Annotated in this window: 13 protein-coding genes; 7 read left to right on the plus strand and 6 right to left on the minus strand. The window is 71.5% G+C overall.

The features are described from left to right. Nucleotides 1–2 precede the first annotated feature (2 nt). Nucleotides 3–2,057 (plus strand): DNA helicase RecQ, encoded by a 2,055-nt coding sequence (gene recQ, locus ACZ6S6_RS26075; protein ID WP_469707084.1) that lies wholly within the window; start codon nt 3–5, stop codon nt 2,055–2,057. A 25-nt stretch (nt 2,058–2,082) separates the two neighbouring features. On the opposite strand, the gene ACZ6S6_RS26080 is transcribed toward recQ, so the two are convergent. The 5 genes from ACZ6S6_RS26080 to ACZ6S6_RS26100 form a co-directional block, all read right to left on the minus strand. Next, nucleotides 2,083–2,697: a Uma2 family endonuclease gene (locus ACZ6S6_RS26080; protein ID WP_362960522.1), complete on the minus strand. Its 615-nt coding sequence runs from the start codon at nt 2,695–2,697 to the stop codon at nt 2,083–2,085. Nucleotides 2,698–2,820: 123 nt separating this feature from the next. After that, a complete protein-coding gene (locus ACZ6S6_RS26085; RefSeq protein ID WP_362960525.1) occupies nt 2,821–3,468 on the minus strand; it encodes a GOLPH3/VPS74 family protein in 648 nt (215 codons plus the stop codon). Continuing rightward, entirely contained in the window at nt 3,465–4,694 is a 1,230-nt protein-coding gene (fahA, locus tag ACZ6S6_RS26090) for a fumarylacetoacetase (protein ID WP_469707085.1), read from the minus strand. Before fahA ends, ACZ6S6_RS26085 begins: the two co-directional genes overlap by 4 nt. A 160-nt stretch (nt 4,695–4,854) precedes the next feature. After that, complete coding sequence (locus tag ACZ6S6_RS26095; RefSeq protein ID WP_469707086.1) at nt 4,855–6,849, minus strand: CocE/NonD family hydrolase; 1,995 nt, start codon at nt 6,847–6,849, stop codon at nt 4,855–4,857. A gap of 9 nt (nt 6,850–6,858) precedes the next feature. Beyond that, nucleotides 6,859–8,358: a peptide MFS transporter gene (locus ACZ6S6_RS26100; RefSeq protein ID WP_362960533.1), complete on the minus strand. Its 1,500-nt coding sequence runs from the start codon at nt 8,356–8,358 to the stop codon at nt 6,859–6,861. A gap of 156 nt (nt 8,359–8,514) precedes the next feature. On the opposite strand from ACZ6S6_RS26100, the gene ACZ6S6_RS26105 reads away from it, so the two are divergent. The 5 genes from ACZ6S6_RS26105 (at nt 8,515) to ACZ6S6_RS26125 (ending at nt 13,837) form a co-directional block, all read left to right on the plus strand. After that, the gene (locus tag ACZ6S6_RS26105) at nt 8,515–9,525 is read left to right on the plus strand and encodes a polyprenyl synthetase family protein (protein WP_362960536.1); all 1,011 of its coding nucleotides are present in this window, start codon (nt 8,515–8,517) and stop codon (nt 9,523–9,525) included. Nucleotides 9,526–9,767: 242 nt separating this feature from the next. Then, the gene (locus ACZ6S6_RS26110) at nt 9,768–10,991 is read left to right on the plus strand and encodes a LolA family protein (protein WP_362960539.1); all 1,224 of its coding nucleotides are present in this window, start codon (nt 9,768–9,770) and stop codon (nt 10,989–10,991) included. A 182-nt stretch (nt 10,992–11,173) separates the two neighbouring features. Next, entirely contained in the window at nt 11,174–12,175 is a 1,002-nt protein-coding gene (locus ACZ6S6_RS26115) for an ABC transporter ATP-binding protein (RefSeq protein ID WP_469707087.1), read from the plus strand. Beyond that, the gene (locus ACZ6S6_RS26120) at nt 12,162–13,052 is read left to right on the plus strand and encodes an ABC transporter permease (RefSeq protein ID WP_469707088.1); all 891 of its coding nucleotides are present in this window, start codon (nt 12,162–12,164) and stop codon (nt 13,050–13,052) included. The genes ACZ6S6_RS26115 and ACZ6S6_RS26120 overlap by 14 nt, the downstream gene beginning before the upstream one ends. A 197-nt stretch (nt 13,053–13,249) precedes the next feature. Beyond that, nucleotides 13,250–13,837 carry a TetR/AcrR family transcriptional regulator gene (locus ACZ6S6_RS26125; RefSeq protein ID WP_469707089.1) on the plus strand — a complete coding sequence of 196 codons (588 nt, stop codon included), beginning with the start codon at nt 13,250–13,252 and terminating at the stop codon, nt 13,835–13,837. 47 nt (nt 13,838–13,884) lie between these two features. Here the strand turns inward: ACZ6S6_RS26125 and ACZ6S6_RS26130 are convergent, their stop codons facing one another. After that, nucleotides 13,885–14,505 (minus strand): TetR/AcrR family transcriptional regulator, encoded by a 621-nt coding sequence (locus ACZ6S6_RS26130; protein WP_362960550.1) that lies wholly within the window; start codon nt 14,503–14,505, stop codon nt 13,885–13,887. A 171-nt stretch (nt 14,506–14,676) separates the two neighbouring features. On the opposite strand from ACZ6S6_RS26130, the gene ACZ6S6_RS26135 reads away from it, so the two are divergent. Next, nucleotides 14,677–15,852, plus strand: a complete 1,176-nt coding sequence (locus ACZ6S6_RS26135; RefSeq protein WP_469707090.1) for an FAD-dependent oxidoreductase — start codon at nt 14,677–14,679, stop codon at nt 15,850–15,852. The last annotated feature ends 8 nt before the right edge of the window (nt 15,853–15,860 follow it).

Consider the following 15,860-nt stretch of genomic DNA (forward strand, 5'->3'; position numbering starts at 1 on the left):
CGATGAGCGGGACGGGCGTGACAGGCGTGACAGATGTGACCGTGGATGTGGCCGAGAGTGATGCGCGGCAGACGCTCCACCGGGTTTTCGGATACGAGACGTTCCGGGGCGAGCAGGAAGCGGTCGTCGACCATGTGGTGGCCGGCGGGGACGCCGTCGTGCTCATGCCGACCGGTGGCGGCAAGTCGCTCTGCTACCAGATCCCGTCCCTGGTCAGGTCCGGTACGGGCATCGTCATCTCGCCCCTGATCGCCCTGATGCAGGACCAGGTGGACGCCCTGCGGGCGCTGGGCGTGCGGGCCGGATTCGTCAACTCAACGCAGGACCTCGACGAGCGCCGCTCGATGGAGGCCCAGTTCGTGGCGGGCGAGCTCGACCTGCTGTACCTGGCCCCGGAGCGGCTCCGGCTGGACTCCACCCTCGGCCTGCTCTCGCGCGGTGAGATCTCCGTCTTCGCCATCGACGAGGCGCACTGCGTCGCCCAGTGGGGCCACGACTTCCGGCCCGACTACCTGGCCCTGTCCGTGCTGGGCGAGCGCTGGCCCGACGTACCGCGCATCGCGCTGACGGCGACGGCGACCGCGGCCACGCACCAGGAGATCACCCAGCGCCTGGGCATGCCCGACGCCAAGCACTTCGTGGCGGGCTTCGACCGGCCCAACATCCAGTACCGCATCGTGCCCAAGGCCGACCCGAAGAAGCAGCTGCTGTCCTTCCTCAAGGAGGAGCACGCCGGGGACGCGGGCATCGTCTACTGCCTCTCGCGCAACTCCACGGAGAAGACCGCCGAGTACCTCTGCCGCAACGGCATCGAGGCCGTCCCGTACCACGCGGGTCTGGACGCCGGCACCCGAGCGCGCCACCAGTCCCGCTTCCTGCGCGAGGAGGGCCTGATCGTCGTCGCGACGATCGCCTTCGGCATGGGCATCGACAAGCCGGACGTGCGCTTCGTCGCCCACCTCGACCTGCCGAAGTCCGTCGAGGGGTACTACCAGGAGACCGGCCGGGCCGGCCGTGACGGCGCCCCCTCCACGGCCTGGATGGCCTACGGACTCCAGGACGTCGTCCAGCAGCGCAAGCTCATCCAGGGCGGCGAGGGCGACGAGGCCTTCCGCCGCCGGGCCGCCTCGCACCTGGACTCCATGCTGGCCCTGTGCGAGACCGTGCGGTGCCGGCGGGCCCAGCTGCTGAAGTACTTCGGCCAGGAGCCCACCACGGCCTCCTGCGGCAGCTGCGACACCTGCCTGGCCCCGCCCGAGACCTGGGACGGCACGGTCGTCGCCCAGAAGCTGCTGTCCACGGTGGTACGGCTGAAGCGGGAGCGCGGGCAGAAGTTCGGCGCGGGCCAGATCATCGACATCCTGCTGGGCCGCAAGACGGCGAAGATCATCCAGTTCGACCACGACCAGCTCTCGGTGTTCGGCATCGGCGAGGAGCTGGCCGAGGCGGAGTGGCGGGGCGTGGTCCGGCAGCTGCTGGCCCAGGGCCTGATCGCCGTCGAGGGCGAGTACGGCACGCTGGTGCTGACGGAGGAGAGCGGCTCGGTCCTCGGCCGGGAGCGCGAGGTGCTGCTGCGCAAGGAGGCCCCGAAGCCCGCGTCGCGCTCCTCGAAGGGCGACCGGAAGGCGAAGTCCTCGGCGGCGGCCGCCGAGCTGCCGGAGCAGGCCGTTCCGGTCTTCGAGGCGCTGCGCGCCTGGCGCGGAGCCCAGGCCAAGGAGCTGGGCCTCCCGGCCTACGTGATCTTCCACGACGCGACGCTGCGCGAGATCGCGACGCTGCGTCCAGGCTCGACCGCCGAGCTCGGCGGCATCAGCGGCCTGGGCGAGAAGAAGCTGGCGACGTACGGGGACGGGGTGCTGGAGGTGCTGGCATCGTTCGGCGACGCGCCCGCGGAGGCCCCGGAAACCACCCAGGCTCCGGCTCCGGCCTCGGCCCCTGTCCCGCAAGCGGCCCCCGCCCCGGCCGCCGTGCCCGCACCTGCCGCGGCGCCCCGCTCCACCGTCCGGGACGCCGATCCGGAGTTCGGCTGGGACGAGGAGCCGCCGGAGTTCGACTGAGCCGGGGGCGCGGCGGGCGGCGGACCTACTGCGGGTCCGCCGCCGCTCCCCGGCGGCGCGGGGTGATGGCGGTGAGATCGAGGTCGACCGGGAAGGGCACGGACACCTTCATCCGGTCGTGGAAGATGCCGGTCGAGGTGTAGGCACCGGTGGCCGGCTCCAGCTCGAAGACGTAGACCACGGCACGGCCGTCGTGGTTCTCCACTCGCCAGAAGTGCGGGATCTTCACCCGGGCGTACTTCACGGGCTTGGTTTCCCGGTCGCGCGACCGGGACTCCGGTGAGACGACCTCGATGGCGAGCTGCACGGACCCGGCGGGAAAACGGGTCTGGTCGGGATCCTTGATGATCTCGCCGTCAACGACGATCACATCGGGTTCGGGCCGGTTGTAACGGTCGATGTCGATGGTGAACTCGCGCACGACCTCCAGGTCGGGCGGCGCCACCGATTGCAGTTGCCATTCGAAGAAGCTGACCGCTCGTGAATGGAACAGAGACTGCGGACTCACGAAAACCAGGCTCCCGTCGATCAGCTCCGTGTGCGGAGGCAGATTCGGAAGCGTGTCCAGGTCATCGGCGGTCCAGCCGCCCACGGGCGGGACCGCCCACCGCGGCTCGGATGCCTCGGGTTCGATGCTCATCAGTGCTCCCATGGACGCAGTCTCGCGGGAGCTTTCAGCGTATCCGGCGGGAACCGGATGAGGCTCCCCCGAACGTGTGAACGCCTCCCGCAGCGCTGACCGGCGCCCATACCTGACAGGTTCCTACCCGCCCCCCGACTGGTTCGCCCTGTCGCGGCGGACGTTGCGGTGCACCGCGTGGGCCGGCCACTGTTCGCGGATCAGGCGGCGCATCGCGGCGCGGCCGGCCCGGTCCGTGCCGACGAAGCGGGACAGGCCCGCCGCCGAGACGAGCGCGGCGAGTGCCCGGCTGCGGGGATCGGGGAAGCCCGCCCGCTCGGCGGCGGCGAAGCGTTCGCGGGCCTGCGCGGCCAGGTCCTTCGCCACCACCGGGTGGCGGTGGTACGGCAGCAGGCCGAGGAACCGGTGGGTCTCCCGGCGCAGGACGCCGCGCCCCACCAGGGCGTCCAGGTACATCCCCTCGACCTGCCGGCCCGCGCGCCGCACCCAGCGCGTGGCCGATACGCCCGAGCCGTGCCCGCCCTTGCCGGGGGCCGGCAGGCTCCGCGTCAGGGTGGCCAGCAGCGGGTCCGGCGGGTCCAGCGGGTTGACGACCCGCGCCTGCCCGCGCTCCTCGGTGACCCACCCCTGGAGCTCCAGCTCGGCCAGCGCCGCCCCGGCCGTCGCGTACTCCAGGAAGCGGTTGCGGCAGTACGGTCTGCCGCGCTGCGGGTCCAGCGCGAGCAGCAGCAGTTCCTCGGGCAGCGTCGGTCCGGGCGGCGGCGGGATCATGGCGCGGAGACGATCCGTCCGGTCACTTCGCCGAGACCGACCCGGATGCCGTCCGGTCCCGGTGCCCAGGCCGTCAGCGTCACCGTGTCGCCGTCCTCCAGGAACGTCCGCCTGCCCTTGGGGAGTTCGAGCGGGTCGCGCCCGTTCCAGGTGAGTTCGAGCAGCGAGCCGCGCTGGGCCGGCTCCGCGCCGCTGACGGTGCCGGAGCCGTACAGGTCACCGGTCCGCAGCGAGGCGCCGTTGACCGTCATCTGCGCCAGCTGCTGGGCTGCCGTCCAGTACATGGTGGAGAACGGCGGCTCCGCGACGACCTGGCCGTTGATCGCGACGGAGAGCCGCAGATCGAATCCGCCGGGCTCCTCGTCGTCCGCGTCGTCGAGGTAGGGCAGCAGCGGGAAGTCGCGGGCCGGCGGGGCGGTGCGCGCGGCGTCCAGGGCCTCCAGCGGTGTCACCCACGCCGATACGGACGTGGCGAACGACTTGCCGAGGAAGGGGCCCAGCGGGACGTACTCCCACGCCTGGATGTCCCGCGCCGACCAGTCGTTGAGCAGCGAGAGTCCGAAGACGTGCTCGCGGAAGTCGGCGAGGGCGACGGAGCGGCCCTGCTCCGAGCCGACGCCGACGACGAAGCCGACCTCGGCCTCGATGTCCAGCTTCACGGACGGGCCGAAGACGGGCGCCGGGTCCGTGGGGGCCTTGCGCTGGCCGCAGGGGCGCGCCACGTCCGTACCGGAGACCACGACGGTGCCCGCGCGGCCGTGGTAACCGATCGGCAGGTGCTTCCAGTTGGGGGTGAGCGCGTCGCCGTCCGGGCGGAAGATCCGGCCGACGTTGGTGGCGTGGTGCTCGCTGGCGTAGAAGTCGACGTAGTCCGCCACCCGGTAGGGCAGATGGAGCGTCACGGAGTCCACCGGGTGCAGCAGCGGCTCGATGTCCGCGCGGTGGGCCGGGACGGTCACCCACGCGGTCAGCGCCCGGCGCACATCGCTCCAGGCGGTGCGGCCGGCCGCGAGCAGCGGCATCAGGTCGGGCTGGGCCAGCAGTTGCGCGTACGGCGAGCCGAGGGCCAGCGCCGCCGCTCCGGCGTCCAGTACATGGCTGCCGATGCGGACGCCGACGCGTCGTTCTCCGGGCCGGTCGGGCGCGGAGAAGACGCCGTACGGAAGGTTGTGCGGACCGAAGGGATCGCCCTCGGCCAGATCGAGCGGGCTGCTCTGCTCGGGCATCTGTTGCTGCCTCGCTTTCCAGGTCGATTGGGGGACACGTTACGTCGGGGGCGTCATCCGGTGGCAGAGCCCCAACCACCCCCCTGTGCCCGGAAAGTGCCGCTGTATCCCCGGGCGTCCGGAGGAACGCGGGGACACAGCGGGGATACGGCGGAACGGTTCACCCGGCGGTGCGCGGGATGCGCTTCTCCCACGTCCGGTGGAAGACGACCTCGCCGCCGTCCTTGCAGACCACCTCGTTGGAGGTGATGAAGTCGCTCGCGTCGGCGGAGATCTCGGAGCGCGTCTCGATCCGCGCGTCCCAGGCCATCTCCGGCCGGTGCAGCCGGATGGTCCAGTAGGAACGGGTGCGTGCGGAGAGCGGGTCGCTCTCCTGGATCGTGTACGTCTCGACCGCGTCCTCGGTGAATTCGAGGCCGTCCGGGTAGACACGGGTGCCGCCGTAGCGCGGGTCCACCTCCATCCGCCACTCGCCCTTGGCGACATCGCGGATCACCAGGCGCTCGGGGCGCTGCTCGTCGAGGGTGGCCGGGTGGACGACGCCGAGCGGCTCCGACTGCTCCGGCTCCTCGAAGCGGATCGCGGGGTCCTCGGTGTGCCGGCGCACCGGCAGTTCGACGAGGCTGCCCGCGGCGTCCAGGGTGAAGCCCGCCGAACCGGCCTGCGGCCAGATCCAGGGCCAGTACGAGGAGGAGACCGCGAGCCTGATCCGGTGGCCGGGCGGGAAGGTGTGCCCGATGCCGTTCAGCTCGAACGTCACGTCCTCGGTCGCCCCCACCGGCCAGTCCTCGGCGCGGTCCCGGCCGTGCCGGGCGGCGAGGTTGAGGACGCCGCGGGTGACGAGCGTGGAGGAGCCGTCGGGAGCGACGTCGCAGAGCCGGGCGACGGCCTGGCCGCGCGGTACGTCCATCCGGACGCGCAGCCGCACCCGGGGGCGGCCCAGGATCTCGATCGGGGCGTCCTCGACCGGGAACTCGAAGCACACCGACTTGGCGTCCTCGTCGCGCTGGTCGGGCGGCAGGTCGGCGTCGTTGCCGAACGGGAAGAAGCGGCCCGCGTCCACCCCGGTCTGCTGCGGTGAGTCGACGGTCTGCGGCCCGCCCTTGAGGGCGTACGCCACCGGCACGACGTTCTCCGAGGGCCAGCTGGTGTCCCCGACCCAGCGGCCGGGCAGCGTCTCGTACACCGTGGCGGGCCGGTGCGACTCGCTGATCCAGGACCGCAGCAGCGGCTCCGACATGATGCCGGTGTCCTTCTCCTTCAGGTGCTGGTCCCACCAGCGCAGCGTCTCCTGGAGGAAGCCGATGGCGGGCCCCGGCGGCAGACCGCGGTCGGGGTACTGGTGCGACCAGGGCCCGATCAGCCCGCGGACCTTCGCCGGGTCCAGGTGTTCGACGAGCCGCAGGACGGTGTCGCGGTACGGGTCGTGCCAGCCGCCGACCGCGAGGACGTTCGCCTTGATGGTGGAGTAGTCCTCGCAGACGCTGCCGTGCTTCCAGTAGTCGTCGCGGGTCTGGTGGGCCAGCCAGGTGTGGATGAAGGGGTCGACCGCTTCGAGCCGCTCCAGCCACATGTCCTTCCACCCGGCGCCGGCCTGGGCCGGGTCGGGCGGCCGGCAGACGAAGGCCAGCATCGTGGCGGCCCAGGCGTGCATGTCCACGGCGAGGACCGAGCCGCCCATGTAGTGGACGTCGTTGTCGTAGCGGTCGTCCGCCGAGCACACGGTGACGATCGCCTTCAGGGGCTCGGGCGCGAGCGCGGCGATCTGGAGGGAGTTGAAGCCGCCCCAGGAGATGCCGAACATGCCGACGCGGCCCGAGCACCACTCCTGCTGGGCCAGCCAGTGGATGACGGCGACGCCGTCCGCGAGCTCGGTCGCGTCGTACTCGTCGCCCGGCAGCCCCTCGCTGTTGCCGTGGCCGCGCACGTCGACGCGCACCGAGGCGTAGCCGTGGCCCGCGTACCAGGGATGGCGCTGCGCGTCGCGGGGCGCCGTCCAGTCGCTCAGCCGGTAGGGCAGGTACTCCAGCAGGGCGGGCACCGGTTCGTCGGTGACCGGCCGCCAGATCCGGGCGTACAGCCGGGTGCCGTCCGGCAGCGGGATCCGGATGTCCTCGTGGGTCGTCTCGTACGGGAATTCGGTGCGGATGAGCATGGGGGTACCTCAGTGGACGGGGTGCATGGTGCGCTTGAGCCAGGGGGCGGCGGCGACGACGGCCACACCGGCCACCACCGCGATAGCGCCATTGACACCGAAGTAGGCGGGGTTGGAGACCTCGCCGTACAGCTTCACGATCTGGGCCTGGATTCCGTTGGCGAGAGCCAGGGAGAGGAACCAGAGCGCCATGGTCTGGCTGGCGAACGCCTTGGGGGCGAGCTTCGTGGTCGCGGACATGCCGGAGGTCTCCAGCAGGATGTCGCCGAGCCCGAGCAGCAGGTACGAGCCGACGATCCACCAGGCGGCCATCTTGTAGGTGTCGTCGGAGTGCCCGGAGGTCGGCAGGACCATCAGCAGGAACGAGAGCCCGCCGAGGATCACCCCGATCGCGATCTTGTTGGACGCGTGCGGCTGGCGCGGGCCCATCCTCGCCCAGACGGCCGCGACCACCGGAGCGAGTGCCACCTCGAACGCGCCGAGCGCCGAGGCGTACCAGGAGGCCGGGAAGTGGAAGCCGAAGATCTCCGTGCGGGCGTTGGTCGACGCCAGCAGCATCATCGTCGAGTACGCCTGGAAGAGGATGAAGTTGAAGACGACGGAAGCCAGGAACAGCACCACGTACGGGCGCAGCCTGCCGCGCTCCTCGGCGCTGACCCGGGGGCTCCTGAACATCACCACGAAGTACACGATCGGTGCGATCACCGAGATGAGGGTGAGCACGTCGACGAAGCGGTCCATGGTCAGCCAGCCCGCCAGCGCCAGCGCGGTGGCGAGCGCGGCGACCACGACGACGCCGATGACGATGAGCCGGACGGCCCGGCGCATCGGCGCGGGGGCCAGGGCGAATTCGGCGGTGTTCTTACGCCCGGCCAGGTGACGCCGGCCCAGTACGTACTGGATCAGGCCGAGCGTCATACCGAAGGCGGCGGCCGAGAAGCCCCAGTGCCAGCTCGCGTGGTCACCGAGCCAGCCGGTGATCAGCGGGCCGAGGAACGCGCCGATGTTGATGCCCATGTAGTAGAGGGCGAAACCGGCGTCGCGGCGCTCGTCGTCGGTGCGGTAGAGCTTGCCGACCATGGTGGCGACATTGGGCTTGAGCAGGCCCGTTCCGGCACTGATCAGGCCGAGGCCGACCCAGGTCATGGCGTCGGTGGGCACCGCCATGGAGTAATGCCCGATGGCGATGAGGATGCCGCCGTACAGGACGGCGCGGTACGAGCCGAGAATCCGGTCGGCCAGCCAGCCGCCGGCCACCGAGACCAGGTAGACGAGGGTGCCGTAGGCGGCGGAGACGGACGCGGCGGTACCCGCCTCCATCCCCATGCCGCCGTTGGCGACGGTGTCGGCGAAGTAGAGGACCAGGATCGCCTGCATGCCGAGGAACGAGAACCGCTCCCAGACCTCCAGGCCGGACAGGGTCATCAGACCCCGTGGCTGGCCGAAGAAGGCGTGGTCGTCGCCGGGTGGGGGCTGGGCGGGTTCGGTGTCGGTGGCGGTGTGGGACAAAGGGACAACTCCTGATCGTATGAGCTGATCCCGAACATACCGGCGGTGGCGGGAAGGCGCCCACGGTGATCCAAAGGGGACCGGATACGCTGACTTGAGTGATGACAGCGACACATCGACATTCCGTGTGATCGTCAGCAGACAGGAGATCCCCTCGTGACCGTCGTCGGGCCGTTCGGACTGAGCGTGCGGGACCAGGCTCTTGAAGCCGGTGTCCAGGCCGGTTTGGCTGCTGTCGAGTCGGGCCTGCTCGATGCGACCAAGAGCGAGGTGCCCTTCATCACCGAGGCCGCGCAGCACCTGGTGCACGCCGGGGGCAAACGGTTCCGGCCGCTGCTCGCGATGCTGGCGGCCCAGTTCGGTGACGCCGACGCTCCGGGCGTGGTGCCCGCCGCCGTGGTCGTCGAGCTGACGCACCTCGCGACGCTGTACCACGACGACGTGATGGACGAGGCCGACGTGCGGCGCGGGGTCGACAGTGCCAATTCCCGCTGGGGCAACTCGGTGGCGGTGCTGACCGGCGATTTTCTCTTCGCGCGCGCGTCGCACATCCTGGCCGACCTCGGCCCCGAGGCGGTGCGCATCCAGGCGGAGGCGTTCGAGCGCCTGGTCACCGGCCAGATCCTGGAGACCGCCGGCCCGCGCGACGGCCGCGACCCGGTCGACCACTACCTTGAGGTGATGCGCGGCAAGACCGGTTCGCTGGTCGCCGTGGCCTGCCGGTTCGGCGCGATGATGGCCGGTGCCGGCGATTCGGCGACCGACACCCTCACCCAGTACGGCGAACGGCTCGGCGTCGCCTTCCAGCTCGCCGACGACGTCCTCGACATCGCCTCCGACTCCCACGAGTCCGGCAAGACCCCCGGCACCGACCTCCTCGAAGGCATCCCGACGCTGCCCGTGCTCCGTCTGCGGGCGCAGGCCGAGGCCGACGGCAAGCCGGACGACCTGGAGCTCGTCGAGCTGCTGGACGGCGACCTGACCGACAGCGGCCGGCTCGCCGAGGCGCTGCGCCGGCTGCGCGCCCACCCGGCGCTCGACCAGGCCCGGCGCGACACCATCCGGTACGCCGAGGAGGCGCGGGCCACGCTGGCGCCGCTGCCCGGCTGCTACGCCAAGTCCGCGCTGGAAGAGATGTGCGACGCCGTGGTGCACCGCGCGGGCTGAGAGCCTGTCGGGTGACCTCTGAGCCCCGGTCTGCTCGCCGTCCCCTACGGGTCGGCGGGGCCACAGCCCCCCGGTGTCATACCGAAGAGGTACGAGGAGTTGCTCCCCCGGGCTGACGCTTCGGGCCGCCCGATTTGGTCAGATGGAGAACAACCACTCCTGACCAAAACGGGTGAGAATGGCGGCACGGAGTGGACGAGTGCATCCGGACGGAAGCCGCCGACCACGGAGGTAGGGCACACATGGCACCGAACGACAGCGCAGGGACCAACGGCACGGCCCCGCACGGCACCACGGGCACCGTCGCGGGCCGCCGGAAAGCGGCCCGCTACATCGTCCCGGTAGCGGTGGCGGGCGTGGCGGCCGCGACGATCGGGCTGGTCCCGGCGCTCGCGAGCTCGGGAGACCCCGATCTGCCGGAGATCAGCGCACAGGAACTCATCGAGAAGATCGCCGCATCGGACACGCAGCAGCTGTCCGGCACGGTGAAGATCAGCACCGACCTCGGCATCCCGTCCCTCGGCGGCCTGGCCGGTTCCTTCATCCCGGACGGCGCGGGGGACAAGGGCGCGGCGAGCGCCGACCCGCAGACGAAGCTGACGGAGCTGGCGTCCGGCACGCACACCCTCCGGGTGGCCGCGGACGGCCCCGACAAGCAGCGGGTGTCCATCCTGGACAACGCGTCCGAGTACAGCCTCATCCACAACGGTGACCAGGTCTGGGCGTACGACAGCAAGTCGAACGCGGTCTACCACGCGAAGGAGAAGGCGGGGGACGCCGCGAAGCGCGGCGGGCACCCGGCCCCGGACGGCGTACCGACCACCCCGAAGGCCTTCGCCGAACAGGCCCTCAAGGCCGCTGACGGCACCACGTCCGTGAAGGTCGGGGGCACCGCCCAGGTCGCCGGCCGCGATGCGTACCGGCTGGTCGTCAAGCCCGAGCAGAGCGGCTCCACGATCGGTTCGATCACCGTCGCGGTGGACGCGGAGACCGGCGTACCGCTCAAGTTCACGCTTCAGCCCAGCAGCGGCGGCAAGGCGGCGATCGACGCGGGGTTCACCTCCGTCGACTTCGGCAAGCCGGACGCGTCCTCGTTCTCCTTCACCCCGCCCAAGGGCGCCGAGGTCACCGAGGCCGACAGCGCCGGAAACCACGAGAAGGCGCCGAAGGCCGAGGGCGGTCTGAGCGAGCTCAAGGGCCTGAACGTGATCGGCGAGGGCTGGAACAGCATCGCCGAGATCAAGGCCCCCGGCGGCAAGGGCGTCCCCTCGAAGGCGTCGGGCGACCTACCGGCCGAGGCGCAGGGGTTCCTGGACTCGGTCGGTGACAAGGTCACCGGCAAGTTCGGCTCGGGCACGGTCTTCAAGACCCGCCTGGTCAACGCGCTGATGACCGATGACGGCCGGGTGTACGTCGGCGCGGTCACGAAGGACGCGCTGGTGAAGGCGGCGGACAACGCCGGCTGAGAAGCCCGTGGGGTGATCCGGCAGTCTCCGTCACCCGACACCGCCGCCAACGCGTGCACCAAGCGTCCGCCCCGCCGTAGCCTCCGTACGGCGGGGCGGACACGATCCGTGCCCGCCGGCCGCGCGCCCGCTCCGGCGAACCCGTCCGGCGCGTCCGCTCCGGCGAACCATGGGGAGTACGCATGACCGAGACCGAGCCGGTGACCGGCCCCGGCACCGTGAGCGGTCCACGGCCGGCGGCGGAGGCCGCCCCCGTGATCGAGACCCGCGGCCTGACCAAGCGGTACCGGGGCGGCCAGCTCGCCGTCGACGGGCTCGACCTCACCGTCCCCGGCGGCAGCGTCTTCGGCTTCCTCGGCCCCAACGGCTCCGGGAAGACCACCACCATCCGGATGCTGATGGGGCTGATCGCCCCGACGTCCGGCACCGCGCGGGTCCTGGGCCGCCCCATGCCGGACGCGGCCCGCACCGTGCTCCCGCACGTCGGGACGCTGATCGAGGGGCCCGCGCCGTACGGGTTCCTGAGCGGCCGGGACAACCTCGTGCGCTACGACTGCGCCGACCCGACCGCCGATCCGCGCACCCGCCGCGCCCGCGTCGCCGGCGCCCTGGAGCGGGTCGGCCTGGCCGCAGCGGGCGGCAAGAAGGCGCGGGCGTACTCGCTGGGCATGAAGCAGCGGCTCGGCCTGGCCGCGGCCCTGCTCAGGCCGCGCCGGCTGCTCGTCCTGGACGAGCCGACCAACGGCCTGGACCCGCAGGGCATGAGGGAGATCCGCACCCTGGTCCGGGAGCTGGCGGCCGAGGGCACCACGGTGTTCCTCTCCTCCCACCTGCTGGACGAGATCGAGCAGGTCTGCACGCACGCGGCGGTCATGGCACGGGGCCGGCTGCTCACCCAGGGCCCGGTCGCCGACCTCGCGGCAGGCACCCGCGGCCGGCTCGCCGTCACCACCCCGGACCCGGCCGGCGCCGCCCGCGTCCTCAAGGAACACGGAGTCACCGGGCTCACCGTCGACGGAGACCGGGTACGCGCCGACGCCCCACCGGGCTCCGTGGAACTGTCCGACCTGAACGCCGCCCTGGTGCGCGGCGGAGTACGGGTCAGGTCCTTCGGCGTCGAACGGGCCTCCCTGGAGGACGCCTTCGTCGCGCTCACCGGAGAGGGATTCGATGTCGCAGGCTGAACAGGTACGCGAGGAGGCCCGCCCGCTCCGGCGCAACCCGCTGTGGACGCTCGGCATCCTGCGCTCCGAACTGACCGTCACCCTGCGCCGCCGGCGCACCCTCGCCCTGCTCGGGGTGCTGGCAGCCGTCCCCGTACTGATCGGGATCGCGGTCCGGATCGAGACGGCGAACGGCTCATCGGCCGGCCCCGGCGAGGGCGGGGCCGGGCCCGCGTTCCTCTCCCAGGTGACCAACAACGGCCTCTTCCTGGTCTTCGCCTCCCTCGCCGCCACGCTCCCGGTCTTCCTCCCGATGGCGGTGGGCGTCATCGCGGGCGACTCCGTCGCGGGCGAGGCCAACGCGGGAACGCTGCGCTACCTGCTGGTCGCACCGGCCGGGCGGACCCGGCTGCTGCTCGCCAAGTACGCCACCACACTGGCCTTCTGCCTGATCGCGACCCTGGTCGTGGCGGCGTCCGCGCTGGCCGTGGGCGCGCTGCTGTTCCCGGTCGGAGACGTCACGACGATCTCCGGTACCCGGATCGGCTTCGGTGAGGGCCTGTTCAGGGCGGTACTGGTCGCGATGGCGGTCGCGGCCTCACTCATCGGCTTCGCGGCGCTCGGACTGTTCGTCTCGACCCTCACCAACAGCGGCATCGCGGCCATGGCGGCGACGGTCGGGGTCCTGATCACGGTGCAGATCGTGGACACCATTCCGCAGTTGCACGGGATTCACCCGTACCTCTTCCCGCACTACTGGCTGTCCTTCGCGGACCTGCTGCGCGCCCCGGTCTACTGGGACGACCTGGTGCGGAACCTGGAGCTCCAGGGGCTGTACGCGGCGGTGTTCGGCTCGGCGGCCTGGGCGCGTTTCACGGCGAAGGACATCACGGCCTGACCTCGGCCGGGGCCCTCACCCGTACCGCCGGCCGGGCGAGCCGTCCCCCGATCGGCTCGTCGCGGCACGGACGGCACGAACGGTGCGAAGGGTGGGAACGAGCCGACACGGTACGTTCCGTTTCCGCCTGAGCATTGTTCGACTTCTGGCGACGGACTGTCAATAAGGATTGGCTCGAACGGCCCTATGCTCACCGAATGATCACATCGCCGAGTTCACTGCGCCGCAGCGAGAGCTCACGCAGGGCGACCCTGGAGGCCGCCCTCGACCTCTGTACGGAGAAGGGCTACGGCCGCGTCACCGTCGAGGCGATCGCGGCGCGGGCGGGTGTCAGCAAGAAGACGATCTACCGCTGGTGGCCGTCAAAGAGCGCGGTGCTGCTGGAGGCGTTCACGGAGGCGCTGGTCCAGGCCGCCCCGGCCGCCGACACCGACGACATCGCCGCGGACCTGCGGACCCATGTGACCGGCGCGGTCGGCGTGCTCTCCGTACCGCCCTACGGGCCCGCGTACGCCGGAATACTCTCCGAGGTCCACCACGACGACGAACTGGCCGAAACGGTCCGCACCCAGCTGATCGAACCCCGCTTCGAAGAGGTGGTCACCCGGCTGCGCATCGCTCAGGAGCGGGGTCAGATCCCGCCGGGCGCCGATCTGCGGCTGGCGGTGGAGATGCTGTACGGCCCGGTCTACTACCGCCACGTGCTGCGCAAGCCGATGCAGGACGCGGAGGCGGTGGCGTCGCTGGTCGACCATGTGCTGCGGTCGCTGGGGGCGGTTGCTTAGGGGCTCGCGCGCTCTCCGGCGGATCGGGGCCGGTCCGGCCGGGTGTGTCAGCCCTTCCGGGGCTCCGCGGCCGTGCCGCCGGGGCCGGGCTGTGACGACTTCCAGCCGTACGTCAGCAGATCGAACACCGTCTCCACGGAGGCGCGTGGATCATGTCCGGCCAGGGCCAGGGCCGGGACTTCCAGGACGAACCGTGCGAGTGCCGAGCACGCGAGGTCATCGGCCTCCCGGCCGAGTTCCTCCGCGATCACGGCGCCGAGCGCGCCCGCGTGCCGCATCCACATGCGTTCCCAGTACTCGCGCAGCGCGGGCGTCCCGTCCACCAGTGCGGTGAACCGGTCCCGACGCGGATCCGACGCCACCCGCACCCACGACGTCAGGGCGTGAGCGCGGAGCGCCTCGACCACGTCCTGGCCCGCGGGCCGTTCGCGGACGGCGGCGGTCAGCGCGGCCTCGACCTCCGCCTCGCGGTCGAAGACCAGCGCCTCCTTGCCCGGGAAGTGCGCGAAGAGGGTCGTCGTCGACACGTCGGCCTTCTCGGCGACGTCACGGACGCTCACCCGTTCGAATCCGTGTTCCAGGAAGAGTTCCAGGGCGGCGTCGGCGATGGCCTGCCTGGTCGCGGCCTTCTTGCGCTCGCGGCGGCCAACGGTCGGAGTGTCGGGCATGGTGCCCACCGTACCCCACGACTGGAATGAAGCCGAAACTGTAATGGTTGCAGTTATGCACTCGTTCCTGCTTTGCTGGGTGCCGACAGGGGTTGCCGCCGATCGGGCCGCGACACCGCAGACCGCCGTGCCGTGGCGTCGCCGCAACCCCGCCGACGAGGGGAATCCACCATGGACAGTCCGACACCCGCCGACGCCCGCATAGGCATCATCGGTGCAGGCCCCGGAGGCCTCACCTGCGCACGCATCCTCCAGCGGCACGGCATCGCGGTGACCGTGTACGACCGCGATCCGGACCAGACCTCCCGGAACCAGGGAGGCTCGCTCGACCTGCACGAGGAAGACGGCCAACTCGCCCTCCGTGAGGCGGGCCTGCTGGAGGAGTTCTTCGCGCTCGCCAGGTTCGAGGGACAGGAAATGCGCCAACTGGACCCGGCCGGAGGAGTGATCGCCCACCATGTGCCGGACGAAGGCGAAACGGCCCGCCCCGAGATCGACCGCGGACAGCTGCGCGACCTCCTGCTGCGTTCGCTCGCACCGGGGACCGTCCAGTGGGGACGCGCTCTCGAGTCGGTGAGCGGACCGGCCGGCGGCCCGCGCACGCTCACGTTCACCGACGGGCCGGCCGCCGAGGCCGATCTCGTCATCGGCGCGGACGGCGCCTTCTCCCGCGTCCGCACCGCGGTGTCGCCCGCGACACCGCACTACACGGGGGTCACCTTCCTTGAGGCGCGGTTCGACGACATGGAGAGCGCGCACCCCGAGCTCTCCGAACTGGTCGGGAAGGGCAGCGCCCACGCCGCCGATGGAGAGCGTGGCCTGTTCGCGCAGCGGAACAGCGGCGGCCACCTGCGCGTCTACATCATGCGGCGGGTCCCCGTGGACTGGATCGCCGCGACGGGACTGCGCCCCGAGGACACCGAGGGCATCCGGGCGCAGCTGCTCGGTGAGTACGCGGGCTGGTCACCGGAGACGCTCCGGATGATCACCGACAACGACGGCCCCTACGTCGACCGCCCGATCCTCGCCCTGCCGGTGCCGCACACTTGGGAGCACTCGCCCGGCGTGACGCTCCTCGGGGACGCCGCACACCTCATGCCGCCGTTGGGCGTCGGCGTCAACCTCGCCATGCTCGACGCCAGTGAACTCGCGCTCTCGCTCGTCCGCTCCGCCACCGTCGACGACGCGGTGCGCGGCTACGAGAAGACGATGCTCCCGCGCTCGGCCGACGTGGCGCGGATGCTCGAAGGCGGCGCCGAATTCCTGCTGGCCGTGCCCGGCCCCGACGAGGACGGGCACGGGCACGGTCCCGGTCCCGGCCCCGGTCCAGGTCCGGGCCGGCCCTGACGGGCGCC

The sequence above is a fragment of the Streptomyces sp. NPDC048671 genome, from assembly GCF_055587045.1.